18 protein-coding genes are annotated in these 26,110 nt (G+C 60.7%); 16 read left to right on the forward strand and 2 right to left on the reverse strand.

The features are described 5' to 3' along the window. Positions 1-261 precede the first annotated feature (261 nt). From HT585_RS20370 to exoR, 9 genes are all read left to right on the forward strand, one after another. Positions 262-2,757, forward strand: a complete 2,496-nt coding sequence (locus tag HT585_RS20370) for a ComEC/Rec2 family competence protein (protein ID WP_176354673.1) — start codon at positions 262-264, stop codon at positions 2,755-2,757. 182 nt (positions 2,758-2,939) lie between these two features. After that, on the forward strand, positions 2,940-4,061 hold the full coding sequence (gene exbB, locus HT585_RS20375; protein ID WP_425513768.1) for a tonB-system energizer ExbB: 1,122 nt from the start codon (positions 2,940-2,942) through the stop codon (positions 4,059-4,061). A 3-nt stretch (positions 4,062-4,064) separates the two neighbouring features. Then, on the forward strand, positions 4,065-4,490 hold the full coding sequence (exbD, locus tag HT585_RS20380; protein ID WP_176354675.1) for a TonB system transport protein ExbD: 426 nt from the start codon (positions 4,065-4,067) through the stop codon (positions 4,488-4,490). Positions 4,491-4,729: 239 nt separating this feature from the next. Then, positions 4,730-5,395 carry a protein-L-isoaspartate O-methyltransferase family protein gene (locus tag HT585_RS20385; RefSeq protein ID WP_176354839.1) on the forward strand — a complete coding sequence of 222 codons (666 nt, stop codon included), beginning with the start codon at positions 4,730-4,732 and terminating at the stop codon, positions 5,393-5,395. 287 nt (positions 5,396-5,682) lie between these two features. Next, positions 5,683-7,053, forward strand: a complete 1,371-nt coding sequence (locus HT585_RS20390; protein ID WP_176354676.1) for a TolC family outer membrane protein — start codon at positions 5,683-5,685, stop codon at positions 7,051-7,053. Between the two features lie 183 nt (positions 7,054-7,236). Further along, positions 7,237-8,067: a PopZ family protein gene (locus HT585_RS20395; RefSeq protein WP_176354677.1), complete on the forward strand. Its 831-nt coding sequence runs from the start codon at positions 7,237-7,239 to the stop codon at positions 8,065-8,067. 122 nt (positions 8,068-8,189) lie between these two features. After that, on the forward strand, positions 8,190-11,030 hold the full coding sequence (locus HT585_RS20400) for a valine--tRNA ligase (RefSeq protein ID WP_176354678.1): 2,841 nt from the start codon (positions 8,190-8,192) through the stop codon (positions 11,028-11,030). A 454-nt stretch (positions 11,031-11,484) separates the two neighbouring features. Next, a complete protein-coding gene (locus tag HT585_RS20405; RefSeq protein ID WP_176354679.1) occupies positions 11,485-12,762 on the forward strand; it encodes an outer membrane protein transport protein in 1,278 nt (425 codons plus the stop codon). Between the two features lie 456 nt (positions 12,763-13,218). Further along, entirely contained in the window at positions 13,219-14,025 is an 807-nt protein-coding gene (exoR, locus tag HT585_RS20410) for an exopolysaccharide production regulator ExoR (RefSeq protein ID WP_176354680.1), read from the forward strand. Positions 14,026-14,175: 150 nt separating this feature from the next. Here the strand turns inward: exoR and xth are convergent, their stop codons facing one another. Then, a complete protein-coding gene (gene xth / locus HT585_RS20415) occupies positions 14,176-14,970 on the reverse strand; it encodes an exodeoxyribonuclease III (protein WP_176354681.1) in 795 nt (264 codons plus the stop codon). Positions 14,971-15,176: 206 nt separating this feature from the next. Here xth and HT585_RS20420 point away from each other — a divergent pair, with 206 nt between their 5' ends. Continuing rightward, positions 15,177-16,640, forward strand: coding sequence for a phospholipase D-like domain-containing protein (locus HT585_RS20420; RefSeq protein WP_176354682.1), 1,464 nt, complete (start codon positions 15,177-15,179; stop codon positions 16,638-16,640). Positions 16,641-16,670: 30 nt separating this feature from the next. On the opposite strand, the gene erpA is transcribed toward HT585_RS20420, so the two are convergent. Beyond that, positions 16,671-17,003, reverse strand: a complete 333-nt coding sequence (erpA, locus tag HT585_RS20425) for an iron-sulfur cluster insertion protein ErpA (RefSeq protein ID WP_176354683.1) — start codon at positions 17,001-17,003, stop codon at positions 16,671-16,673. 213 nt (positions 17,004-17,216) lie between these two features. On the opposite strand from erpA, the gene HT585_RS20430 reads away from it, so the two are divergent. The 6 genes from HT585_RS20430 (at position 17,217) to scpB (ending at position 26,080) form a co-directional block, all read left to right on the forward strand. Beyond that, the gene (locus HT585_RS20430) at positions 17,217-18,434 is read left to right on the forward strand and encodes a deoxyguanosinetriphosphate triphosphohydrolase (RefSeq protein WP_176354684.1); all 1,218 of its coding nucleotides are present in this window, start codon (positions 17,217-17,219) and stop codon (positions 18,432-18,434) included. Positions 18,435-18,529: 95 nt separating this feature from the next. Further along, the gene (argS, locus tag HT585_RS20435; RefSeq protein ID WP_176354685.1) at positions 18,530-20,290 is read left to right on the forward strand and encodes an arginine--tRNA ligase; all 1,761 of its coding nucleotides are present in this window, start codon (positions 18,530-18,532) and stop codon (positions 20,288-20,290) included. Between the two features lie 63 nt (positions 20,291-20,353). Beyond that, complete coding sequence (locus HT585_RS20440; RefSeq protein WP_176354686.1) at positions 20,354-23,299, forward strand: SPOR domain-containing protein; 2,946 nt, start codon at positions 20,354-20,356, stop codon at positions 23,297-23,299. A 140-nt stretch (positions 23,300-23,439) separates the two neighbouring features. Continuing rightward, positions 23,440-24,456, forward strand: coding sequence for a beta-N-acetylhexosaminidase (nagZ, locus tag HT585_RS20445; RefSeq protein WP_176354687.1), 1,017 nt, complete (start codon positions 23,440-23,442; stop codon positions 24,454-24,456). Positions 24,457-24,540: 84 nt separating this feature from the next. Then, positions 24,541-25,359: a segregation and condensation protein A gene (locus tag HT585_RS20450; protein ID WP_077498269.1), complete on the forward strand. Its 819-nt coding sequence runs from the start codon at positions 24,541-24,543 to the stop codon at positions 25,357-25,359. Next, the gene (scpB, locus tag HT585_RS20455; RefSeq protein WP_176354688.1) at positions 25,352-26,080 is read left to right on the forward strand and encodes an SMC-Scp complex subunit ScpB; all 729 of its coding nucleotides are present in this window, start codon (positions 25,352-25,354) and stop codon (positions 26,078-26,080) included. Before HT585_RS20450 ends, scpB begins: the two co-directional genes overlap by 8 nt. The last annotated feature ends 30 nt before the right edge of the window (positions 26,081-26,110 follow it).

Raw genomic sequence — 26,110 nt, forward strand, 5'->3', positions numbered from 1 at the left:
TTGCGAAGTTGCTATATGATTTATTTTCGGCTGCCAAGCTGTACGAAAGGCAAATTGTGCGATGCGAAAATGTGCATATGGCGACGCAATAATCGCACGTTAGGGCAATATGTCCAACGGGATCAATGGCGGTCAGAGCGATGGTGGGGGACCATTCCATATAGGATTGCCGCTTTTTTTGGCAGATAGCGTCCAGGTTGCGGATCTGGCGTGTTGGTTGCATCATCCACGTCGACAGTCTTCGGGGGAAAGTGCCGTACGATGAGCGAGATCGAAGTTCGGACTTCGATGCAGGATGGAAAGCACGTTGCTCCAGCGCTACCCGCGTCGGTTTTGGTCGATGGTGCGCCTGCAACGCCTGCGGACAGGCGCACCGAGCTCGTCTTTCGCCTTTTGAAGTCTCATGCAATGGCTGCGCGCGCGCGCCTGCGACCGGCTGCCATTGCTTCATCCTGGCGCAGTGCCATCGAGGAAGAGGCTGAGTTCGGCCATGGATTGGTGCTGGTTCCGGTGCTGCTTGCCGCCGGCGTGCTGACCTGGCTTTCGCTGCCTTATGACCTCGGACTTGTAAAACTTGCACTGCTGCTTTGCGTTTTCGGAATAGCCGCCTTGTCGTGCAGCAGGGCCGCGCGCGCCATTCGCCCACTGATGATCGCAGGGGCACTGTTCAGCGCAGGCATGGCGCTTGTCGCGTTCGAAACGTCGCGTCTCGATACGGTCGTGCTTGATGGCCCGGTAACGACAAATCTGCGCGGTAAAGTGTTTTCGCGCGAGAAGAATGATCGTGAGCATTGGCGCTACGGCGTTCTTATCGAGCAAACCACCAAGCCGACGCTGCGACGGGCACCGCTCAAGGTCATGGTACTGTCACGCAGCCCGCACACACCGTTGGCGATCGGAGCGACGATCGAAGGCAGGGCGCGCCTTTCCCCACCTTCGGGCCCCGCGCTACCGGGTCTCAACGATTTCGCGTTTGACGCATACTTCAGGCAGATTGGTGCGGTCGGCTATTTCTACGGTGCGCCACATAGCCCTGCGGTCGACGGTAGCGCCGCAACGGAAGACCGCTCACTTTGGGCGCGAACGGCAGAAAGTCTGGCCGCAATGCGCGCGGCGGTCGGCGAAAGGATCCGAGGGGTGATCGGTGGCGACACCGGTGCGCTTGCCGCCGCCCTGGTGACAGCCGAGGAGAGAGCGATCGGTCGCGACACCGTCGAGATGCTGCGGCAGGCGGGCCTTGCACACGTGTTGGCGATTTCCGGTCTCAACATGGTGCTTGCCGCGGGAACCTTCCTGATCGGGGCTCGAACGATCCTGAGCGCGGTTCCCGGATTGGCGCAGCGGGTGGCGATCAAGAAGATTGCCGCTGCCGGTGCGCTGGCCATGGTCTTTCTTTACATCCTGATTTCCGGCGGCGCTGTTTCCGCCGTGCGCGCGTGGATCATGATCTCGATCATGCTGGTGGCGGTGTTCTTCGATCGCATGTCGATCAGCCTGCGAAACATCGCGCTGGCCGCAATTGTCATCATCGTGATCACGCCATCTGCCGTTGCGGGGCCGGGCTTCCAGATGTCCTTTGCCGCAACGCTGGCGCTGGTTGCCGGCTACGCACGCTGGCGCGAGCGTGCTCAAGCAGATGAGCGGGCAGCCGCCGGGCGCTGGTGGGGCAGGCGGCTCGTCATGGGCTTTGTCATCGGCGTGCTTGCGACCTCCCTGATCGGCGGCCTTGCGACCTCCGTCTACTCCGCCGCCTATTTCCAGCGCCTGCCGGCCTACGGCCTGCTCGCCAACGTGCTTGCAGCGCCACTGATCAGCATTGTCATCATGCCGTTCGGCCTGTTCGCCATGTTGCTGATGCCCTTTGGTCTCGAACAGTATCCGCTTGCCGTGATGGCATGGGGGCTGGATGGCATGCTGGTGATCGCCCGCTTCGTGACGTCGCTCGACGGTGAATTTCTGACCGGCCGCATCGGGCCGCTGGCGTTCCTGCTCATTGCCTTTGGCGGCATCATCCTGTGCGTGTTGCGGACCTGGCTTGCGGCTCTGGGCGGCGTCGTGTTGCTCGTCGGTTTGATGTGTCTCGTCGTCGAGGACAGGCAGTTGCCGGCGGTTGTGGTGTCGGAGGACGGGCGTCTCGTTGGCTTGGTCACTGACACTGCCATCGCAACGAACCGGGATCGGCCCTCGGATTTCCTATTTTCACAGTGGCAGCGCGCATTGGCGGTCGAGAGCCACGTCGCTCCAATGCCAGCACTTGGGGCGGTAGCCGAAGGCCTCTATCCCGAAGCCAAACGACAATCCGGAAAGGCAACGCCGCGGGTGTTCGATCCAGCGGCCGCCGCCGCCATCCGCAAGGATATCAATGACACGCTCGGCAAAGCTTCGCCCAATGTCTTTTCATGCCGCGAGAAACAATGGTGCGTCGCCCGAAGCGATGCCGGCTGGACGGTCACGCTCATCGAAAATCCCAATCTGTTCGAGGTGCTGTGCGATCAAGCCGATCTGTTGATCGCGCCTGGAAGCTTCAACGAGCGGACCTGTTCATCCGGTCAGGCGCGGATCCTGAGTGGGCGCCTGCTGCGGTTGGCAGGGGCGATCGAGATTTTCGCCGACCCGGTCGAGGGCGGCCAGCGCGCGGCGATGCGCTTCAAGACATCGTTTACGTCGCTGCAGCGTCCCTGGGAGCGCCATCGCGCCTATGACTGGCGACGCGGCGACTTCGACGATGATCCTCCACTATTCCAAATATCGAGGTAGATCTTGAGGTTGGGTGAGCTGAAATGCGGGTGTGAAATTATTCTTGATTTATATACTCCACAAATCCTTGTGTTTCGGTCATAGTTTGTCGTAAAGAGCGGCCAATGCACGCTGAGGTGGCTCGAAATCCGGCTGCCAGTGATTTTTGTGATGGCGAAACGGACCAGTACGCGAGGAACAAGATGCCTAACCGAACCCGATCGAAGCTGAGTATTTTGGCGGCAGCGACATTGGTGCTGGCTTGCAGTGTTTCCTCAACGGTCGTCTTGGCTCAGGCCACCTCAATCGAGACAACAACCCCGGCCATCGGTCAGGTTCAGAGCGCCGAACCGGCGGCAACGGCACCGAGCAACGCAGGCGCTGCGACCCAAGGCGAGCCGCCCGTGGCTTCTAGGGCAGCAACGTCGCAGCCCGGGGTCGCTCAACCGACCGCCGGAACGCAACCGACGGAAAACGGAATTGCTGTAACCGGAGCGGATACCGGCGGACAAACCCCGCCCGTATCGGTTGATACCCCCGCAGTCGAAGCGCCGTCGGAAGTCGCCGCCAACCCCATTTTGCCGCATGATCTTTCGCCGATGGGCATGTTCCTTGCCGCCGACATGGTGGTGAAGGCCGTGATGATCGGACTTGCGCTTGCCTCGGTGATCACCTGGGCGATTTTCGTGGTCAAGACGTTCGAGCTCTTTGCCGCAAAGGCACGCCTTAGCCGTGCTGTCCGTCAACTCTCGGCTGCAAACGGATTGGCTGAGCTTAAGTCCATATTCGACGGCAGGTCGGGTCCTGCCGCGGAAATGGTTGCCGCTGCTATCGATGAGATGGTGCGTTCCGAGGCTGTGCTCGATCACGCGCCGGCGGCAGGTCTCAAGGAACGCGTCGCATCGCTGCTGACGCGCATCGAGGTTCGCGCCGGCAAGCGCATGACCAGCGGAACGGGCATTCTTGCCTCGATCGGATCCGTCGGTCCGTTCGTCGGTCTGTTCGGAACCGTCTGGGGCATCATGAACTCCTTCATCGGCATCAGCAAAGCGCAGACGACCAATCTGGCGATCGTTGCCCCCGGCATTGCAGAAGCGCTGCTGGCGACCGCAATCGGCCTCGTCGCCGCAATCCCCGCGGTTATCATCTACAACTACTTTGCTCGCTCGGTTGGCGGCTACAAGGTCGTCCTCGCTGACGCGGCAGCTGCCGTCGAACGGCTTGTCAGCCGTGATCTCGATCATCGCCTGTTGCGCAAGGCGCAACCGCGTCGCCAAGAGGGCTTCGCCCATCCGGCAGAAGCATCCATCGCAAGGATCGGGTGAGATATGGCCGGAAAGGTTAGCGATGGCGGCGGCGATCTCGACGAGAACAGCGAGATCAACGTCACCCCCTTCATCGACGTCATGCTCGTCCTGCTCATCATCTTCATGGTCGCAGCGCCGCTTGCGACCGTGGACATGAAGGTTGATCTGCCGCAGTCAGTCTCCAAACCGACGCCGCGTGACGACAAGCCGGTGTTCGTGACGCTCAGTGCCGATCTTGGTTTGGCGATCGGCAATGAGGAAACGGCTCGCGAGGAGTTTGCGGCCCAGCTTCAGCGCCTGACCGAAGGCAACACCGAGACACGCGTCCTGCTGCGTGCGGACAAGGCCGTCGATTACGGCGAGCTGATGACGGTCATGAACCTCATCCAGAACGCCGGTTATACCAAGATTGCCCTTGTTGGGCTGGAGGGAGCGCCTGGCCGCTGAGTCGGGCGGTTCCGTTCGGCTGGCGGCCGGCCGCATGTCTGGCGCATTTATCGGGTCGCGCAGTCGCCGACCCCGCTGTTTCCGGTTTCCTTTTTCCTCTGCAAGATGTCGCTGTCGCTTGAAACCGGCGGGGCGGCGATTTATGAGCTTATGGAAAGGCTGCGCATCGGCAGCCGTATGAAGAATGCGCGGTTTTCCGGGATACGGTACCGCGCCCATCCGGACACGAGGGCAGTATGATGAATTTCGAAGCGGCGCGCACCAAGATGGTGGACAATCAGATCCGGACGACGGATGTCACGTCCCATGCGATCCTGTCCGCTTTCCTCTCCGTGCCGCGCGAAGAGTTCGTGCCCGCGCGGATGAAGGAGCTTGCCTATATCGACGCCGACATCGAGCTCGACGGAACCAAGGGCGTCGGCCCGCGGTACCTGATGGAGCCGTCGCCGCTCGCCAAGCTGCTGCAGCTCGCCGAGATTTCGAAGTCGGACGTTGTGCTGGAGATCGGCTGTGGCACCGGCTACGCCTCGGCGCTGCTTTCGCTGATCGCCGGCTCGGTCGTCGCACTTGAAAGCGATGAGGTGCTTGCCGCGACGGCGACGGAGACGCTGGCCCGGCTCGGTTATGACAATGTTGCCGTCGTCACCGGCGATCTTGGCAAGGGCTATGCCGCCGAAGCGCCCTATGACGTCATCTTCGTTCATGGGTCCGTGGAGGTTCTTCCTGCTGCATTGTTCGAACAGCTGCGCAACGGCGGCCGGCTGATTGCGGTCGAAGGCTTCGGTAATGCTTCGCGTGCTAAGCTCTATGTCCATGAGCATGGGAAGACGTCCGAAAGGGCGGACTTCAACACGGCGGTCAAGCCACTTCCCGGCTTTCGCCGTGAGCAGACTTTCGTTTTTTGAGGTGCCACTTATTGAGGTATCTCAACATTTGATTGTGCTGCTAAAATAGCAATGTTGCCAATTGGCAACGAACCACCTGTTTCTTTTTGAAATGATCGTGCGCAGTATCGGTGTACAGTTGTGATCGTACCGATTCCGGGTTTCAAAGAGTGCTGAGGTAGTGATTTGCTCACCGGTGGGCGGTGTGAGCGCTTCATCGCCGTATTTAGGGCGGCGCAGTTTCGACTTCGGAATGGCGCCGCAGGAAATGGTGGGCTGGCATTGCCGCCCCGATCGGAGAGGGAAGTATGGTGTCGATTGTCCGCAAAGCAGCCTTTTGGGCTGCCGTCTCGACGAGTGTACTGCTTGCGCCGCAGGCCGTGCTGGCGGAGACGATCTTCGGCGCAATGGCCAAAGCCTATGAGAATAACCCGGACCTGAACGCCGCGCGCGCCGGTCTTCGGGCGACCGACGAAGGGGTGCCGATCGCGAAGTCCGGGTTTCGCCCCCAGGTTTCGGCGTTTGCAAACGGAACGCTTTCCACTGTCCAGAACGATGTTATTGGAAGTCGAGACTTTCACCAGGGGCAGATCGGTGTCACCGTAACCCAGATGATTTTTGACGGCTTTCAGACGTTGAACAACGTTCGCGCCGCCGAATCGAATGTCTTCGCCAACCGCGAGGGGCTTCGGGCGAACGAAATCCAAATTCTGCTGGCAGCGGCGACGTCCTACGCCAACATCGCACGCGATCAGCAGATCGTTTCCATCCGTCGACAGAACATCGCCTTCCTCAAGGAGCAGTTGAACGCGTCTCAGGCCCGCCTCGACGTCGGTGAAGGCACGCGGACTGACGTGAGTCTTGCCGAAGCGTCGCTCGCCAACGCTCAGTCGCTTCTGATCAGCGCCATCGCGCAGCTGAAGCAGAGTGAGGCTGTTTATGTTCAGATCGTCGGCGTGGCGCCGACCGGCATCAAGCAGCCGGCACCTGCCTCGAAGGGGCTTCCGCGGTCGCTCGATCAGGCTGTTGCCCTTGGGCTGCGCCAGCATCCGACCATTCTCGCCGCGCAATACAATGTCGATACGGCCGGCTTCCAGGTGAAGTCAGCTGAAGGCACGATGCTCCCCGGTGTGACTATTCAGGGACAGGTTGGGCGCACGACGGGTAATTCCGGTGACGGTGTCGTCAGCGACACGTCGAGCGTCACGGCCCGCCTGACGGTACCGATCTACCAGGGTGGTGCAGAATATGGTCAGATTCGTCGGGCCAAAGAGACCCTGGGGCAGCAGCGTATCCTGGTCGATTCGCAGCGTGCAGCCGTTCAGCAGAACGTTGTGACGGCTCATGCCCAGCTTGAGGCGGCGATTGCCCGTATCGGTGCCAACAAGACTCAGATTTCGGCCGCCAACATGGCGCTCGCCGGTGTGATCGAAGAGCGCAAGGTCGGCCAGCGCACCACGCTCGACGTCCTCGACTCGCAACAGACGGTGCTTAACGCGCAGGAACAGCTGGCAATCGCCCAGCGCGACGCGGTTGTTGCTAGCTACGGCCTGCTCGCTGCCACCGCGATTTTGAGCGTGAAGAGCCAGGGTTTGCAGGTTGCCGAATACCGTGCCGAAGAGCACTACGAGGCCGTCAAGGACAAGTGGTTCGGACTTCGAACCGTCGACGGCCGCTGATCAAGAAAACGCCTCGGGAAACCGGGGCGTTTCTGCTTCTGCCGATCAAAACAAATCTGTGCAACAATCCAAGTGTCTGATTCGCGGCGTATGTTTCGCCCGCGAACTCACTTAAGGTTTGTTTGCAATCGGCACATGCGTCGTTTCGGGACACATGCTCAGCCGCGTCAAACGGGGATAGAAATGGCACAGCTCAATGTCGCGCGTGAACCTTCGATGGATGAGATTCTCGCATCCATTCGCAAGATCATCGAGAGCAACGAGCCGGGGCAGATCGATTTCTCCTCGCAGGATCACTATGAGGACGATGCCTCCGACGAAATCGAGCTGACGATCGACAGCGAAATCGAAGCGGCGGCTTTCGGCGGGCGTGACGAGAGCCTCCAAGCGTCGAAGCCAGCAACGCCTTCAACGGCGATTGAGGTGGCCGTCATCCCTTCGGAGGCGCACTCGAACATCGCGCAGCCGCCGCTTTCCTTGGCCGATGTCGCCGCCCGGGTGCGCGCGGCCTCCGAGCGTCATACCGTGGGCTATATGGCGAAGGCGCCTGTCAACGAGGAACCGCCGCGTAACGTTCAGGATAGTCCGGTGATCACGTCGCGCATGGCAGCCGTCTCCGCACCGCCGGCGCCGGCTGGCCGTCTATCGGTGAGTGAGGCTCAGCAACCTAGCAGCGAGAGCGTCGTGGTTGAAACGCCGGTAGCGGCGCCGAAGGTGGAAGAGCCTGTGGCCGTCGCCGTTTCGGCCGGTCCGGTGGCGCTCGTCGCTGAAGAACCTGTGGTCGGGAAATCCGCGCCTGCGATCATTTCGGCCGAGGTCGGTCGTCAGGTTGCGCAGTCCTTTGACAATCTTGCCCAGGCGGTCGACCTCAGTACGCGTCGGTCGTACGATGAAATTGCCGAAGAAATGTTGCGTCCGATGCTGCAGGAGTGGCTGGACGACAACTTGCCGACCTTGGTGGAACGGCTCGTGCGGGAAGAGATCGAACGCGTCGCGCGCGGCCCCCGACGCTAATAGCTGAGCCTTTCCGACACAGGGGCCGCGGAACAGTCGCGGCCTTTTTGCGTTCGTGTTGACTTGCACCGGTCCTTCCGGTTTACAAGACGTAGACATCAATCTCCAAAATTGGCTTCAAAATGCTTGATAAGACCTACGATTCCGCATCCGTCGACCCGCGTATCGCCAAGAAGTGGGACGAAGAAAACGCGTTTCGTGCAGGTGCGGGAGCAAAGCCCGGCGCCGACAGCTTCTGTATCGTGATCCCGCCACCGAACGTGACGGGCTCGCTGCACATGGGCCATGCGCTGAACAACACGCTGCAGGACGTTCTGGTGCGGTTCGAACGCATGCGCGGCAAGGACGTGCTGTGGCAGCCGGGCATGGATCATGCCGGCATCGCCACGCAGATGGTCGTCGAGCGCAAGCTGATGGAGCAGCAACAGCATCGCCGCCAGATGGGTCGCGAAGCCTTCATCGAGAAGGTCTGGGAGTGGAAGGCCGAATCCGGCGGATTGATCTTCAATCAGCTGAAGCGTCTTGGCGCATCCTGCGACTGGTCGCGTGAGCGCTTCACCATGGACGACGGCCTGTCGGAGGCCGTGCTCGAAGTCTTCGTTTCGCTCTACAAGGAAGGCTTGATCTACAAGGACAAGCGTCTGGTCAACTGGGATCCGAAGCTGCTGACGGCGATTTCCGATCTGGAGGTCGAGCAGCACGAGATCAACGGAAACCTCTGGTACCTGCGCTACCCGCTGGAGCCGGGCGTCACCTATCAGCATCCGGTCGCATTTGACGACGACGGCAAGGCGACGGAATGGGAAACCCGCAACTATCTGGTTGTGGCCACCACGCGGCCGGAGACGATGCTTGGCGACAGCGGTATTGCCGTCAATCCGGAAGATGAACGTTACAAGCCGCTGATCGGCAAGCACGTCATCCTGCCGATCGTCGGCCGTCGCATCCCTGTGGTCGGTGACGATTATGCCGATCCGACTGCCGGAACCGGTGCCGTCAAGATCACGCCGGCGCACGACTTCAACGACTTCGACGTCGGCAAGCGTGCGAGCCTTGCTGCCATCAACATCCTGACCATCGAAGGCCGGATCACCATCAAGGACAACGAGGAGTTCCTCGAAGGCCTCAGCGATCCCGCCGCCTTGCACGGCGCGTGGGACGAACTTGAGGGCAAGGACCGCTTCGAGGCGCGCAAGATCATCGTTCGGATTTTCGAGGAAGCTGGCTTGCTCGACAAGATCGAGCCGCACAAGCACATGGTCCCGCATGGTGACCGTGGCGGTGTGCCGATCGAGCCGCGCCTGACCGAACAATGGTACGTCGATGCCAAGACGCTGGCGAAGCCCGCGATCGCATCGGTCAAGGAAGGCCGCACCAATTTCGTCCCGAAGAACTGGGAAAAGACCTATTACGAATGGATGGAAAACATCCAGCCGTGGTGCGTCTCTCGCCAGCTCTGGTGGGGACACCAGATCCCGGCCTGGTATGGTCCGGATGGTCAGGTCTTCGTCGAGAAGACCGAGGAAGAGGCGCTGCACGCCGCCATCCAGCATTATCTCGCCCACGAAGGCCCGATGAAGGCCTATGTCGAAGACCTGCTCGAGAACTTCAAGCCGGGCGAAATCCTGACCCGCGACGAGGACGTGCTCGACACCTGGTTCTCCTCGGCCCTCTGGCCGTTCTCCACGCTCGGCTGGCCGAACGAGACACCGGAACTCGAAAAATACTACCAGACCGACGTTCTCGTGACCGGTTTCGACATCATCTTCTTCTGGGTCGCGCGGATGATGATGATGGGACTTCATTTCATGAAGGATGCCGACGGCACGCCGGTCGAGCCGTTCCATACGGTCTACGTCCACGCGCTCGTTCGCGACAAGAACGGCCAGAAGATGTCGAAGTCCAAGGGCAACGTCATCGATCCCTTGGAGCTGATGGACGAATACGGCGCCGACGCGCTGCGTTTCACACTGGCGATCATGGCCGCCCAGGGACGCGACGTTAAGCTCGATACCGCCCGCATCGCCGGCTACCGCAATTTTGGAACGAAGCTCTGGAACGCCACGCGCTTCGCCCAGATGAACGGCGTCACCAACAGCGACGGCTTCATTCCCGAGGCGTCGTCGCTGACGATCAATCGTTGGATCCTGACCGAGCTTGCGCGCACGATCCGGGACGTCACCGAAGCGCTTGAGGGGTTCCGTTTCAACGAAGCGGCCGGCAGCCTTTACCGCTTTGTCTGGAATCAGTTCTGCGACTGGTATCTCGAACTGCTGAAGCCCGTCTTCAGCGGCGAAGATGAAGCGGCAAAGCGCGAATCCCAGGCCTGCGTCGCCTATGTTCTCGACGAGATCTACAAGCTGCTGCACCCGTTCATGCCTTTCATGACCGAAGAACTCTGGGATCAGACGGCGGGCGAGGGACGTGAGCGCGCCGGACTGCTCTGCCACGCGGAATGGCCGTCTGCGTCCTATGCCGACGATGCGGCCGCCGACGAGATCAACTGGTTGATCGATCTGGTGTCGGGCATCCGTTCGGTCCGCTCGGAAATGAACGTTCCGCCGGCGGCAACCGCGCCGCTGATCGTCGTCGCCGCCAATGCGCTGACGCGCGAACGGCTGGAACGTCATGCTTCGGCCATTGGCCGGCTGGCGCGTGTGGAGCATATCGATCATGCGTCCGTTGCCCCGCGCGGCAGCGCCCAGATCGTGATCGGCGAAGCGACGGCCTGCCTGCCGCTCGGCAACCTGATCGATCTCTCGGCTGAGAAGGCACGTCTTGAAAAGGCGATCTCCAAGGTCGATGTCGAGCGAGACCGTATTCTCGGCAAGCTCGCGAACGAGAAGTTCGTTGCCAACGCAAAGCCCGAACTGGTTGAAGCGGAGCGTGAGCGTCTCGTCGAGTTGGATCTGCAGAAGGAATCGCTCGGCGTCGCCTTGGCGCGGGTGGCAGAAGCTGGCTAAGCGGATCGCAAGATCTTGATTTTACACGATCCGCGGTGGAAACACCGCGGATTTGTCATTTTCTGACGGAGCATCAGGAGCGTCTGCCAAGACGATTCGGCATGTCGGGGCGGCGGCTTTCTGTCGCGCCGCCGTGGGCGTTCGTGACTGGCTTTCAAAGCCGGACATGCTCTTTTTGGTGCAAAAACCAATGTTGTTGTCGTTGAGTAACACTTTCGGATTACGTTGGAAAATATTACTAACATTAGAGACATAATCGCGATTGAGCGAAAAATCCGTTCGTTTTGCGGGGATTGTGTTCAAATGATGAGAATCTTACGTAAATTTTGCGGCAGCTATGGTCGGCTCCTCCCTGGAATGCGGCATTTGCGATTTCACGCGATCGTGAGAATACTTTTACCACAGGCGACGTGAGGTGGATTGTCGCAGAGTGAAATGCAGGGGGAGGAGCTTGATGGCTCATGAGAATTTGAAGCGGGGCGTCCTGGCGTTGGCAGCCGGAATTCTGGTTGCATCGGCGGCGCACGCTGGCGGTCTTGAACGCGGCGGTTACAATATCGACCTGCTGTTCGACCCGTCCGATTACGCAGCCGAGGCGGCGGCGACATATGTTGTCCCGCAGCGTAAACTGAAGAATGTCGTAGATACTGATACTGGCAACACGGACCTCATCGGCGGGACGTTCGGTGGGGGAAACCTGAATTACCGTCCGAATACCGTTGATGACACCGAGAGCTATTGGGTGCCTCGTGTCGGCTTCAAGGCGGGCTTGACTGACGGTATCGACTGCATGGTGGACTACTCCCAGCCTTGGGGTGCGCACACCAACCCTGGCAAAAATTGGGCCGGCGCCAACAACAATATCGAAACGAAAGTTGAAAGCGACAACTACGCGGCGACTTGTTCCTACAAGTGGGATATGGGCCCTGGTCAATTCCGCATTATTGGCGGCGTCTTCTACCAGGAAGTAAACGGCTTCAAAGAGCGGTTGGTACAGGACTATACGGGGACCGCACTGGCAGGCCTCTTTTCGGGTGTCGGCAGGCTGGAGCTCGAAGGCGATGGCTGGGGCTGGCGGACAGGTGTCGGCTATGAAATCCCTGAATATGCCCTGCGCGCGAGCCTCGTCTACAACAGTTCGGTAGACTTGGATAATCTTTCCGGGTTCATCGATCTGCGTCAGTTGGGCTTTGTCGTCCCTGGCGTCGGTCTGATTACCGGCACAAAATACGACGTAACCGGCTCGGCTTCGATGCCGGACTCGCTTGAGCTCAAGCTGCAGAGCGGGTTTGCACCGGATTGGGCTGCGTTCGGCTCAATCAAGTGGACCGATTGGAGCCAGTTGCAGGTTCTGAAGTTCTGCCCGGCCACTGTATCGCGTACGACCCCCTGCACAAGCCTTGACCTGCTTTATCGCGACGGCTGGACCATTTCGGGCGGCGTCGGACACAAGTTCAACGACCAATGGAGTGGGGCCGTCAGCCTGACCTGGGATCGTGGCACGAGCCATGGTTATGGCACCCAGACTGATACCTGGCTCTTGGGCACTGGTGTCTCGTACACTCCGACGAAGAATGTCGAGTTTCGACTGGCCGGCTCAGTCGGTATTCTGACGAGCGGCAGTTCCGGCGCCGTGACCTACCAGGGAGACGTCATCGGTGACGACGTATCGTATGACTTCGGCAATGATTTTGTCGGAGGGATTTCGACAGCACTCAAAGTAAAATTCTGATCTTCCATCGATCGGAATACTCAGGGCCCGGTTCATCGCCGGGCCTTTCTTTTTGCCTTGCGCGACATCTGTTGGTGACTGTTCCGCGCCGCGTCAATGTGACGATTCAGCAACACATTTAATGCTACAGTTTGCTAGGGTCGGACTCACGGTGAGTATGTCCATTTCCCGCCACAAACAGGGAGCAGCGATGTTGGGGACAAACGTGCAACTTGAAGATCGAGCCTGCAATGTTTGTAACGAAATGAAGTCATGTGTCGTCTTCGACGAACTGCCGCACTTCTGCGGAAATGGTCGGTTAAGGCTACACACAATGGAGTTTCATCCTGGACTGGGTGCGTCGATGTTGTCGGCGGTTTCGGTGAACAATTGAATGGCGAAGGGCTGTTCAGGCGTTTGTGTTTGCAGCGGTGATGAGTTCGGCGTGGCCGGCTGGAACGGAAGAATTAGACTGTGATGCTTGCGGGTGAACTGAAGTCTCTGAAGGTTGCGATGCTCGGCGTGTCGCTTGTGGTCAGCGGTGCTACGGCTGGTCCGGCGCGTGCCTTTGATCCGGGCACCGGGGTCAGCAAGGAATCCGGCCCGTTTGCCTTGTTCAAGTTCGGCTTCTCCGCCTACAAGAGCGGCCGCAAGGACGAAGCGGTCGAGGCCTACCGCTATGCAGCCGAGAAGGGGCATACCGGCTCCCGCTGGGCCCTTGCCAATATGTATGCCTATGGCGACGGCGTCGCTGAAAACGACCTCGAAGCCTTCAAGATCTACAGCGAGATTGCCCAGCAGGGTGTGGAGCCCGGTTCCGAGGATACGGGGTACTTCGTCAACGCACTGATCTCGCTTGCCGGCTACTATCGCCGCGGCATCCCCGACAGCCCGATCAAATCCGACATGTCTCAGGCCCGCCAGCTCTATTTCCAGGCGGCATCGACCTTCGGGGTCTCGGAGGCGCAGTTCCAGTTGGCGCGCATGCTGCTTTCGGGTGAGGGCGGCAACGTCAACGTCCAGCAGGCCAAGAAGTGGCTGAACCGCGCACGCAAGAGTGGTCATGCCGGCGCCATGGGCGTTTTCGGCAACGTCATCTTCCAGGAAGGTCAGACCATCCGCGGTCTTGCCTATATGACCGCGGCGCTCGACCAATGTTCGCCGAAGGACCGGCCGTGGCTGCAGTCGATGCAGGAGCAGGCCTTTTCTCTGGCAACCGAAGGTGATCGCCGCCAGGCAATCACCTTGTCGCAGAACATGCACACGCAGGGCGACGACGACTAAGCGTTTCCAGCGCAAGACGACCACGCGGTTCAAGCTTAAAAGCTGTCGCGGAAACGCTCTATCTTCTTGCTGTTTCGCCTTTCCTGACGGAAGCCACTAGGCGCTTTTCCTGGAAACGCTCGAAGCGCCGCCCTCGCGCAAACCTTGGCGTCAAAGTGGACGTTCGAACGCAAAATAGCCCGCGACCGGGACATGGTCGGAAGGTTTCTCCCAGGCCCGCACATGTTTTTCGATCGACGTCGAAACCAACCTGTCCGCCGCTTCCGGTGACAGCATCAGGTGATCGATGCGTATCCCGAAATTCTTCGGCCAGCATCCGGCCTGATAGTCCCAGAACGAGTAGAGCGGAACTTCATCCGTCGTCGAGCGGACGGCGTCGGTGAGGCCGAGGTTGCGCAACTGGCGGAAAGCCTGGCGGGTCTCGGGCAGGAACAGTGCATCGTTCCGCCAGACCTTGACGTCCCAGCAGTCGTGCTCCTCTGGGATGACATTGTAGTCGCCGGCAAGAATGAACGGTTCTTCAAGCTGCAGGCGCTGCTCGGCATAGGCCGCCAGGCGCTGCATCCAGCGCAGTTTGTACGGGTACTTCTCGCTGTCGACAGGGTTGCCGTTGGGCAGATAGAGCGAGCAGACGCGGATGACGCCGCCGGAGACGGAAAATACGCCTTCGATAAAGCGGGCCTGCTCGTCCGCATCGTCGCCCGGGAGGCCGCGATTGACTTCGTCCGGTTTCAGCTTGGACAGCAGCGCAACGCCATTGAAGCCTTTCTGGCCGTGCGTTTCGACGTGATAGCCGAGCGCTTCGATCTCCAGGCGCGGGAAGTTTTCGTCGACCGATTTGATTTCCTGCAGGCAGACGATGTCCGGATTCGATTCCTTCAACCATGCCAGCAGGCTGTCGATCCGCGCCTTGACGCCATTGATGTTCCAGGTGGCAATCTTCATGGCTCGAAACGCCCTTCCATCTCAGTGAATCCGCTCGGACCGCTTCTTGTAACGGCTCCGGATTCTTTTGACAAATCCGATACCTGCGGTCATTTCGTCAAGAATGCCACCATACATCCTTAGCGCGCAGCGAATTTCGGTCACTTGCGCCCAGCGCGCGCCGGCGCCGAATTGATTCCGATCGGGCGCAGGCTATAGTCCCGCTCATGATCGACCTCATCCAGAATTACTGGCCGCATTTTCTCGTCTTCCTGTCTTTCGTTCTGGGCGTGCCGGCGGCCATCCATGCTGCCATGACCAAAGACGATGTCAGGGCAGCTGCCGGCTGGGTCGGCGTCGTGCTGCTGTCGCCGATCGTTGGGGCGCTCGTCTATGGTGTTGCCGGTATCAACCGCATCCGCCGCTCGTCCATCGGCATGCAGCGTTCGCTGTTGCGTGGTCGTGGGCCGGATCAGTTCGGGCGCTTCGATGTATCCGATGCGGAAATCGGAACGCGATTCGGCCAACGGTTCGCGGCGATGAAAATCCTCGGCGACCGGGTGTCGCGACACGCAATGTCCACAGGCAACGGTGTAACCATGCTGGAAGGCGGGGACGCGGCCTATGCCGCCATGTTGCACGAGATTGCCAATGCGCGCCGCAGTATTCTGCTGGAAAGCTACATCTTCGACCGAGACGCACTGGGCTTGCGCTTCGCGGACGCGCTGATTGCGGCACGTGGGCGAGGGGTCGATGTGCGAGTGCTGATCGATGCGGTGGGCGCCCGTTACTCGGTGCCGAGCATCGTCGGTTATCTCAAGGCTGCCAGCGTGCCGACCGCCGTCTTTAACGGCAACATCATCATGGGGCTCAGATTGCCCTATGCCAATCTGCGCACGCACAGGAAGATCCTGGTTGTCGATGGCAAAGTCGCGTTTGCCGGAGGTATGAACATCCGCGCAGGCTTCACGACCGAAATCGCCGGTCCAGAGGCGGCCTATGACACCCATTTCCGCATCACCGGGCCGGTCGTCGCCGACATCTTCCAGGTTTCAGCTGAAGACTGGCAGTTTTCGACTGGCGAGCCGCTGGCAAGCGATACCTGGAAGACCGAGGCCGTGCCGCCGCCGGCAAAGACGCCAGGCATGCTGATGCGCGCCGTCCCATCAGGCCCCGACAGCACGAACGAAACCAATCACAAGATGCTGATGGGCGCCTTCTCCGTGGCGCGGAAGAACATCCGGCTGATGTCGCCCTATTTCTTGCCGGACCGGGAACTGATCAGCGCGCTTGTGACGGCCGCCCGGCGTGGCGTGGAGGTGGATATCGTCGTGCCCGCGGTCAACAATCTCCTGCTCGTCGACCGCGCCATGACGGCGCAATTCGATCAGGTGCTGAAGGGGCATTGTCGGGTGTGGCGCGCAAGGGGCGCCTTCAATCACTCGAAGCTGCTCGCCGTGGACGAGCGCTGGGCCTATGTCGGATCGACCAACCTCGACCCTCGATCGCTGCGCCTCAATTTCGAGTTCGATCTTGAGGTGCTCGACGACGTTTTTGCTCGCGCAGTCAGCAGCCGCATCGCGTCCATCTTGGATTCGGCGGAGGAAGTGACGCTGAAGGACCTGAAGGCTCAGCCCTTGACGGCGCGGCTTGCCAACCGGCTGCTCTGGCTGGGATCGCCGTATCTGTGACTGCGACGCGCACGAAGGCGCGCCGCTTACTCAGATCGAAAAACTCGTTCCGCATCCGCAGCTTGCGACAGCATTCGGATTCTTTATCTGAAAAGACTGGCCGAGCAGGTTGTCGATGAAGTCGATCTCCGAGCCCCCCATATAGACGAGCGACAGACTGTCGATCAGGACTTTGGCGCTGTCTTTTTCAAGCACTAGGTCGTCGTCATTCGCGTCGTCGACAAGATCGAACTTATAGGAGAAGCCCGAGCATCCGCCACCTTCGACGGAAACACGCATGGCATTCTTATGCCCGTCCGAGCGCAGAATGGTGGCGATCCGCTTGGCCGCTGCGTCGGAAAGGGTCACTGTTTCCTGTGTCATATTTGCCTCCTGCCGGGGTCAAGAACCGGAGAGATTCGTATTCAATTGCGCGATTTGCAGTGGCAGGTGCCGGCATGTCTTTTAATGCCGAGCGCCAAACCGTTGCTTTGGCTTGAGGAATCGGTCGATGCTTGGTGACCGCTTTCCCGTAGCTTTCACTATAGGTATGAAGGCTTGAATGTCCCGTCAATGGGACGACCACGCAGGTGTGAAATGACATTCGACAAAAATGCGCTCGGCTTCGGTTACGGTGAACATGCGCCATTCGCGTCGAATCCCTGGGCGACGCGCGGCAGGCTCTACCCGGAGGCGACAAGCCCGACGCGGTCCGATTTTCAACGCGACCGTGACCGCATCGTGCATACGACGGCTTTTCGCCGGCTGAAACACAAGACGCAGGTTTTCATCGCGGCCGATGGCGACCATTATCGCACCCGCCTGACCCACACGATCGAAGTGGCGCAGATCGCGCGCGCCCTGGCGCGGGCGTTGAAGCTTGATGAGGATCTCGCCGAAGGCGTGGCGCTCGTCCATGATTTCGGCCACACCCCGTTCGGGCATACGGGCGAGGATGCACTGCATGACATGCTCAAGCCCTATGGCGGCTTCGATCACAACGCCCAGTCGCTGCGCATCGTCACCAAGCTCGAGCGGCGCTATGCCGAGTTCGACGGCCTGAACCTCACCTGGGAAAGCCTGGAGGGGTTGGTCAAGCACAACGGGCCGCTTTTGACCCCCGGCGGGCAGGGCACGCACGGGCCGGTGCCGCAACCGATCCTGGATTATTGCGCCATTCACGATCTCGAACTCGCGAGCTTCGCGAGCCTTGAGGCGCAGGTGGCGGCCATCGCCGACGACATCGCCTACAACACCCATGATATCGATGACGGCCTGAGATCCGGCTACTTGACCTTCGAGATGCTGGAAGACGTGCCGTTTCTCGCTCGCCTGATGCGCGAGGTCAGTGACCGCTACCCCGGCTTGGAGGCAGGTCGCTTCACCCACGAGATCATGCGGCGTCAGATCACGGCCATGGTTGAGGACGTGATTGCGGTCGCGCAGGCCCGACTCGCGGATATCAGGCCAGAAAGTGCCATGGATGTCAGGCAGGCCGGTAGGGTCATGGCGACATTTTCGGACGAGATGGGTGAGACCGACAGGCAGATCAAGAGACTGTTGATGACGCGGATCTATCGCCATCCCGAAGTCATGCGGGTGCGCGAAGGTGCAGCGTCGATCGTTTGCGATCTCTACAGCGCCTTCATGGCCGACCCCTTGCTGATGCGCGAACACTATTGGATAGACCAGATCCCCGGGATGGCCGAGCCTGCACGGGCACGGCATGTCGGCGATTATCTGGCAGGCATGACGGATACCTTTGCCATCAGCGTTCACAGGCGTTTGTTTGACCATACGCCCGATTTGCGGTAGGGACGCCCCGCCCGGAGGCTTTTGGTTCACGCGAACCGGGCCTCCTTTTGAGTTTTGCACCGGCCATACTTTGCCGGGAATAGCGGACGGATCAGATGAATCTCTTCACGGACTTCGAATCAAGAATTAAGGATATTCTCGAAACGCTTGATGCCGTTCGAGAAAAGCGATCCGAGCTTGATTTCAGCCGTATCAATGTCGAGCCGCCGCGCGACCCCAGCCATGGCGATGTCGCGACCAATGCTGCGATGGTGCTTGCCAAGCCGCTGGGGATGAACCCGCGAGCTCTTGCCGACCTCATCGTCGAAAAGCTCAAGCAGGACCCCGAGGTTACGGATGTCTCCGTTGCGGGCCCCGGCTTCATCAATGTACGGCTTTCGGTTTCTTATTGGCAGAAGCTGTTGACGGGGATGGTGCGCTCGGGCGCCGACTATGGCCGCAGCACCACCGGCGCCGGCCGCAAGGTCAATGTCGAATACGTGTCGGCCAATCCGACAGGCCCGATGCATGTCGGCCATTGCCGCGGTGCCGTCGTCGGTGACGCGCTTGCCAACTTGCTGGCCTTTGCCGGCTACGAGGTGACCAAGGAATATTACATCAATGATGCCGGTTCGCAGATCGATGTCTTGGCGCGTTCGGCCTTCCTTCGCTACCGGCAGGCGCTTGGCGAGGAGATCGGCGAGATCCCGTCCGGCCTCTATCCCGGCGACTATCTCGTGCCCGTGGGCGAGGCGCTTGCCGACGAGTTCGGCACCAGCCTGCGGCTGATGCCTGAGGACAAATGGATGCCGCTCGTCAAGGAGCGCACCATCGACGCGATGATGGTCATGATCCGCGAGGATCTTGCCGCATTGAACGTCACCCATGACGTCTTCTTTTCGGAGCGGACCCTGCATGCCAATGGGGCTGCTGCGATCCGCACAGCAATCAACGACCTGACCTTCAAGGGACACGTGTACAAGGGTACGTTGCCGCCGCCGAAGGGACAGCTGCCCGAGGACTGGGAAGACCGCGAGCAGACGCTGTTCCGCTCGACCGAGGTCGGTGACGATATCGACCGGCCTTTGATCAAGTCCGATGGCAGTTATACCTACTTCGCCGCCGACGTTGCTTACTTCAAGGACAAGTTCGACCGCGGCTTTAGCGAGATGATCTATGTGCTTGGCGCCGACCACGGCGGTTACGTGAAGCGGCTGGAGGCTTTGGCCCGGGCGGTGTCTGGCGGCGCCTCGAAGCTGACCGTGCTGCTTTGCCAGTTGGTCAAGCTCTACCGTGAGGGGGAGCCGGTCAAGATGTCCAAGCGCTCGGGCGACTTCGTGACGCTACGCGACGTCGTTGACGAAGTCGGTCGCGACCCGGTGCGGTTCATGATGATCTACCGGAAGAACTCCGAGCCGCTGGATTTCGATTTTGCCAAGGTGACAGAACAGTCCAAGGACAATCCGGTCTTCTACGTGCAGTATGCCCATGCCCGTTGCCGGTCGGTTTTCCGCCAGGCGGCAGACGCGTTCCCCGATCTCGACCTGTCGTCCGTCGATCTTGCCGGCGCAATCAACGGCGCGATCGTCGATCCGGCGGAGCTACAGCTGGTGGCCAAGCTCGCAGAATATCCGCGTGTGGTCGAGGCTGCAGCACTGGCGCAGGAGCCGCATCGCATCGCGTTTTACCTGTACGATCTTGCCGCTGCCTTCCATGGACACTGGAACAAAGGTAAAGAGAATCCGGAATTACGTTTTGTTAACGATAAAAATAGAGAATTAAGTACTGCCAGACTCGGGCTGGTGCATGCTGTCGCTTCCGTACTGAAGTCGGGCCTGTCCATTACAGGCACCTCCGCACCGGAAGAAATGCGATAAGTATTGTCACCATTTTCCCACAATGCACTGGCAAGTGAATGCAGGCAATTGTGAGTGGAGAGCATGGCAGACAAACAATTCGCACGAAGCGGGCCGGCTGAATTCGATGTATTGGCAGACGATGATCCGTTGGCCGAACTCGCCCGGATCGTCGGCTACGATGCCCGGCCGGCTGTCCAGCAGTTGCAGGAGTTGCAACGCCACCAGGAGGCCGTCCGGCAGGATCCGGCGTTCGACCTCGAGGAAGAGCTTCTTCGAGAGTTCGATACCTATGACGCGCCGCGCGCGGCGAGTGTTCAGCCGGACAATGGTCCGGTTGAACATGTCGCTTCGGTAGCGCAAGAGGTTCAGCAGACTGAGCCGGCGCTTGAATTTGAGCTGTCCGAGCTTGCAGTGCCCGAATCGGCCCGGGTTGAAGAGGTGCTGGCGCTCGAGCCGGCGTATCAGCCAGCCGAGTTCGTGGAGCCATGGGCAGAGGCCATCGTTCCTTCTGGCCAGATCGACCACGCTCCTGCCGAAGTTGTAGCGTTTCCCGAAACACCTTCCGCTCCGATCGCCGATCCGGTCGCCTACGACTTCGTGTCCGAGGAGGCCGAGCCGGCCTTCGATCTGGAACATGAGCTCGAGCTCTCGCTTGGCGACGTCGATCTTTCTCCTGCGGCTGAGTTTGCGCCGGTTGAGCAGCATGTAGCGGCACCTGAGGAATGGCATGCCCCGGTCGAGGCCATTTCGTTCGACGTTTCCGATTTCAACCGTGAGACGGCGACTGAACAGGCTTCTTTGGCTGTCGAGCCAACCTTCGAAGTGGCTCCGGCTGCCGAGGGAGGCAATGCCTATGCGCTGGACAATGCGTATGCGTACGAACCGGTCGTGATCGAACCGGCCGCTCCAGTCGCGGCAGAGCCGACAACCGACAATGCTGTCGACGAGCTTCTTGCCGATATCGAGCGGTTCCCGGTGCCCGCCGCAACGGGATTGGTTGCCGCCGCGGTTCACACCCATCCCGCCGTTCATGCGCGGGCCGAACCGGTCGCAACCGGAGCTGCTCTCGTCAAGAAGAGCCCGTATCCCTTCACGCCGACTTTCAGCCGCGCCACCCCAGTCGCCTCGGCTTCCGGCGTCGGCCAGCAGCGCGCCTTTGCCGGCCCGATCGTCTCTTCGATCCCAGCTGCAGCTGCAGCCGCTGTTCCAGTGGCCGCACCGGTTGTCCCTGAGGCCGTCGTTGAGCCTGCTCGCCCGATTGTCGAGCCTGAGAACGAGCCGAGCTTCGACATCGAGAACTTCGAAATGGAGCTCTCGGATGTGGCGCTGGAAATGGAGCTTCCGGAATTCGATGCTTCTGAAGACGTGGCGACTGCCTTTCAGCAGCCTGTTTTCGCAGCCGTCGAGCCTGCTCCTCTGCAACGTGAAGAGCCCTTCGTCGCGCCGCCAATCGCAGCAGCGCCCATCGAAATCGAAGAGGCGCCTGTTGAAAGCGCCTTGCCTTTCGATCCCTCGATGATCGCTGAAGCTGATACCGGTGTCGCTCCGATCGCCGACATGGAGGTACCACAGCTGCCGGTCATCGAGACGGAAAAGCCGGTCGCCTATCCCGCCGACTATGATCTCGATATCGACGCGGAAATGGCGCAGCTCTTCGGCACGCCGGCACCATCCGCCAGGGAGACACAGGCTCGCCCCGTCGACGTTCGTGAACCTGCGCGCACTGCGCCCGCCGCCAAGCCGGCTGCATCGTTCGGCGCTGCCCCGATGGATGATTTCGACGAGTTCGAGAAGGCGATGGAAGAAGACTTCCGTCGCTCGATGGCCGAACGCCAGACCACGCCGCGCGAATCCGAGCGCGTGCAGCCGATGTCCGGCCAGGCCGAAGAGGGTGTTTATAAAGAGTACGGCTCCGGCCGCCGCTCGCAGCGCGCGATGCTGCTGGCCGCAAGCGTTGCCGGTGTCATCATTCTGGGCGGCGCGGGCGTTTATGCGTGGATGGGTGGCAGCGATGCCGCTTCGTCCGGCGAAGGCCCCAAGATCATTCTTGCCGACAAATCGCCGGTAAAGGTGGTGCCCGAGGAAAAGGGCGGGAAGACCGTGCCGAACCAGGACAAGGCCGTCTATGACCGCGTTGCCGGCGCACAGGGCACAGGCCCTCGCCAGGAGGCGCTCGTCTCTTCCACCGAGGAGCCGATGGATGTCGTCCAGCGGACGCTGACGCCGGAAAACCTGCCGAATGATAGCAGCGATGAAGCGGATGCTCTCGGCGTGACGTCGCCGAATGCGGACGAAGAGTCTGCCCGCCTACTGCCTGACGACGGTACGGCTGCGCCGGCCGATCAGGAAGAGGACAAGGCTCCCGCTGTCGCGCCGCGAAAAGTACGCACGATGATCGTTAAGCCAGATGGCACGCTCGTCGCCCGCGAGGAGCCGGTTGCCGAACCTGCGGCGGAAGTCGCCGGCAATGCTCAGCCGGTTCCGGCAACGGCTTCCGGTCAGGTTGCTGCGTCGGGCGCCGAGGGCCAGGCAACTGCCGCGGGCGCCGGCTCCGAACTTCGTGCAGCCGGCCAGGCACCGGCCGGCGCCGACCAGGTCGCACTTGCTGCCGCAAGCAACGCTACTGTCAACTCCGGCGACCAGGCACCCTTGCCGCAGACCCGCCCGGCCGAACAGGCGGCCAACGTGGCTGCAGCCGCAACGGCTGCGCGCCCGGCGGAAACGCAAGCCGCCGCCAGCGCCGCAGTGGAGACACAGCAGGTTTCCACCGCATCCGTTCCGGCTGGCACCTACTTCATCCAGGTGGCGTCGCTGCCTTCCGAGGCTGAAGCGCAGAAGTCCTACAATAGCCTTTCCAACAAGTTCGGAAGCGTTATCGGCGGTCGGGGCGTGGATATCCGCAAGGCGGAGATCGCGGGCAAGGGCACCTACTACCGTGTCCGCATCCCGGCCGGCTCGCGCGAAGAGGCCAATGCCCTTTGCTCGCGCTATAAGGGGGCAGGTGGCAGCTGCCTCGTTACCAAGTAGTCAGCGCGGGACCAGTGCTACAGGAAGGGCGCGGCAGAGATGCCGCGCCCTTCCTGTTTCAGCGTCAGTAGTCTGTGCATGACGCACACCGATGATTATTCTCGCTTCGCGGCTGGCAAGTGGCGGACTATGCTTTTCAGATGAGCGAATCAAAAGCATTTATCTCCGGCTGCAAGGGTCTTTCGCTTTCGGGCGAAGAGCGCAGCTTCTTTGGTGGCGAGCGTCCCTGGGGCTTTATCCTCTTTGGTCGCAACATCGGTGAAGAACAGCAGATTTCCGATCTGGTCGCGGCCCTGCGCGATAGCATCGGCAATCCGGATGCACCCGTGCTGATCGACCAGGAAGGCGGGCGCGTTCAGCGCATCCGGCCGCCGCTTGTCCAGCAGTACCCAAACGGTGCCGCGATCGGCGAAATCTACCGCCGCGATAGGATCGGCGGCCTGCGGGCTGCCTGGCTGATGGGGCGGCTGCACGCCTTTGATCTGATGCGCTTCGGCATCACCGTCGATTGCCTGCCGGTCCTCGACGTTCCGGTTCCCGGCAGTCACGATGTCATCGGCAATCGCGCCTATGGACACGACCCGCAGAGCGTGACGGCAATCGGCCGGGCGATGGCGGAGGGTCTGAAGTCCGGCGGCATGCTGCCGGTGATGAAGCATATGCCTGGCCACGGTCGCACCTTCGTCGATTCCCATCACAGCCTGCCTGTGGTCAGCGAGACATTCGAGGAACTCGCCAAGAGCGATTTCCTGCCTTTCATTGCCATGAAGGACGAGGTCATGGCGATGTCGGCGCACATGGTCTTTACGGCGATCGATCCGGACAATCCGGCAACGACGTCCGCCAAGGTGGTGCGTGAAATTATCCGCGGTCACATCGGTTTCGACGGGTTGTTGATGTCGGACGACGTTTCGATGAACGCGCTTGCCGGCGACATGTCGACCCGCGCGCGCAACATCATCGACGCCGGGCTTGATCTTGTCTTGCATTGTCATGGCATAATGGACGAGATGAAGGCTGTAGCGGATGTCGTCCCGGTTCTGGCCGGCGAGACATTGCGCAGGGCAAGGGCCGCAGAGGCCGCCTTCCGGAAGGCCGACGATGCAAACGAACAGGAACTGCGAGCCGAGTTCAACGGTCTGTTCGCTACTGTTTGAGGACGGGTACGGCCGGCGGGAAAGGATCGGGCTGTCGTGAGTAGTGCGGGCGAGAAACAGGGAAGATCCGGGCCGAAAGCGCCGATGGATCCCCTGTGGCAGGATGAGACCGCGGAGCGGGGGCTGCACGAAGAGGCGCTTGTCATCGACATCGCCGGCTTTGAAGGCCCGCTCGATCTGCTTCTCCATCTTGCCCGCAGCCAGCGCGTTGACCTTGCCCGTATCTCGGTGCTGGCGCTGGCCGAGCAATACATCGCCTTCGTCGAGCGTGCGCGCAGCATCCGCATCGAACTGGCTGCCGACTATCTCGTCATGGCGGCCTGGCTTGCCTATCTCAAATCGCGGCTGCTGATCCCGCAGCAGGCGAAGGACGACGGCCCGTCGGGCGAGGAGATGGCCTCGGCGCTGGCGTTCCGGCTGAAACGCCTCGAAGCGATGCGCGAGGCCGCGACCCGGCTGATCAATCGAAATCGTCTTGGTCGCGATGTCTTCGTCCGGGGCGCGCCGGAACATATCGTCACCGAGCGGAAGTCGGACTACGACGCTTCGCTTTATGATCTGCTGACGGCTTATGCGGGCTTGCGGCAACGCACGGCGATTACGCAGGTAACGATCGAAAAACGCCATGTCTGGTCGCTTGCCGATGCACGATTGATCTTGGCACGCATGATCGGTCACCTCGATGACTGGACCGCACTCGATCACTTTCTTCTGCGATACATGACGACGCCGAAAGAGCGAGCGACCGCGATCGCCAGCTCGTTTGCGGCCTCGCTCGAGATGGTGCGCGAGGGACGCCTGGAAATCCGCCAGGAGGAAGCGTTCGCACCGATCTATCTGCGGCGCGGGCCCAACCCGATCGATGCCGCAACGCTCGCCGATATGGAGGCAGCCCGTGGCTGAGCCGCAGAAATATTTGCCCCGCCTGGACGAAGAAGAGGGTGAGAACGAGGGCACACTGCTTGATCCGCGCATGGAGCAGGAAGCCGAACGAGTTGCCGAAGCGCTGGTGTTTGCCTCTGCTCAGCCGGTGTCGGAGACATACATCGCCAGCCGCCTGCCGGGCGGCACCAATGTCCCGCGCATCATGGCGCGGCTGAAGTCGTTTTACGCCAGCCGCGGCGTCAATCTGGTGCAGGTGGCCGATCACTGGGCGTTTCGGACGGCCGCCGATCTGTCCTTCGTCGTGCAGACAGACGAGCAGGAGGGGCGCAAGCTGTCGCGTGCCGCGCTCGAAGTCCTGGCGATTATCGCCTACCATCAGCCGGTTACCCGTGCGGAGATCGAAGACATTCGTGGTGTGCAGACGTCCAAGGGCACGCTCGATGTGTTGATGGAGGCGGGGTGGGTCCGCTTCCGTGGCCGCCGGCGAACGCCTGGGCGTCCGGTTACCTTCGGAACGACGCGCGATTTTCTCGACCACTTCGGCCTGGAGGAACTGCGCGATCTGCCCGGCATCGAGGAGTTGAAGGGTGCGGGGCTTCTATCCGGCCGCGTCCCATCCAACCTGCATATTCCCGTGCCGATGGGCGATGATGACCTGGCGGAAAACGAGGATCCGATCACCCAGCTCGATCTGGAAGAACTGGGGCTCTTGACTCCGAAGGGCGAAGAGGCCGATTAAAAACCTGATTGGAGATATCGGCTTTCTCCA

It is taken from the genome of Ensifer oleiphilus (assembly GCF_013371465.1).
Lineage (GTDB): Bacteria > Pseudomonadota > Alphaproteobacteria > Rhizobiales > Rhizobiaceae > Ensifer > Ensifer oleiphilus.

Bases quoted from the DNA above. Each gene is read 5' to 3' on its own strand.
- HT585_RS20370 (WP_176354673.1), top strand. From the start codon at position 262: ATGAGCGAGATCGAAGTTCGGACTTCGATGCAGGATGGAAAGCACGTT.
- exbB (WP_425513768.1), top strand. From the start codon at position 2,940: ATGCCTAACCGAACCCGATCGAAGCTGAGTATTTTGGCGGCAGCGACA.
- exbD (WP_176354675.1), top strand. From the start codon at position 4,065: ATGGCCGGAAAGGTTAGCGATGGCGGCGGCGATCTCGACGAGAACAGC.
- HT585_RS20385 (WP_176354839.1), top strand. From the start codon at position 4,730: ATGAATTTCGAAGCGGCGCGCACCAAGATGGTGGACAATCAGATCCGG.
- HT585_RS20390 (WP_176354676.1), top strand. From the start codon at position 5,683: ATGGTGTCGATTGTCCGCAAAGCAGCCTTTTGGGCTGCCGTCTCGACG.
- HT585_RS20395 (WP_176354677.1), top strand. From the start codon at position 7,237: ATGGCACAGCTCAATGTCGCGCGTGAACCTTCGATGGATGAGATTCTC.
- HT585_RS20400 (WP_176354678.1), top strand. From the start codon at position 8,190: ATGCTTGATAAGACCTACGATTCCGCATCCGTCGACCCGCGTATCGCC.
- HT585_RS20405 (WP_176354679.1), top strand. From the start codon at position 11,485: ATGGCTCATGAGAATTTGAAGCGGGGCGTCCTGGCGTTGGCAGCCGGA.
- exoR (WP_176354680.1), top strand. From the start codon at position 13,219: ATGCTTGCGGGTGAACTGAAGTCTCTGAAGGTTGCGATGCTCGGCGTG.
- xth (WP_176354681.1), bottom strand. From the start codon at position 14,970: ATGAAGATTGCCACCTGGAACATCAATGGCGTCAAGGCGCGGATCGAC.
- HT585_RS20420 (WP_176354682.1), top strand. From the start codon at position 15,177: ATGATCGACCTCATCCAGAATTACTGGCCGCATTTTCTCGTCTTCCTG.
- erpA (WP_176354683.1), bottom strand. From the start codon at position 17,003: ATGACACAGGAAACAGTGACCCTTTCCGACGCAGCGGCCAAGCGGATC.
- HT585_RS20430 (WP_176354684.1), top strand. From the start codon at position 17,217: ATGACATTCGACAAAAATGCGCTCGGCTTCGGTTACGGTGAACATGCG.
- argS (WP_176354685.1), top strand. From the start codon at position 18,530: ATGAATCTCTTCACGGACTTCGAATCAAGAATTAAGGATATTCTCGAA.
- HT585_RS20440 (WP_176354686.1), top strand. From the start codon at position 20,354: ATGGCAGACAAACAATTCGCACGAAGCGGGCCGGCTGAATTCGATGTA.
- nagZ (WP_176354687.1), top strand. From the start codon at position 23,440: ATGAGCGAATCAAAAGCATTTATCTCCGGCTGCAAGGGTCTTTCGCTT.
- HT585_RS20450 (WP_077498269.1), top strand. From the start codon at position 24,541: ATGGATCCCCTGTGGCAGGATGAGACCGCGGAGCGGGGGCTGCACGAA.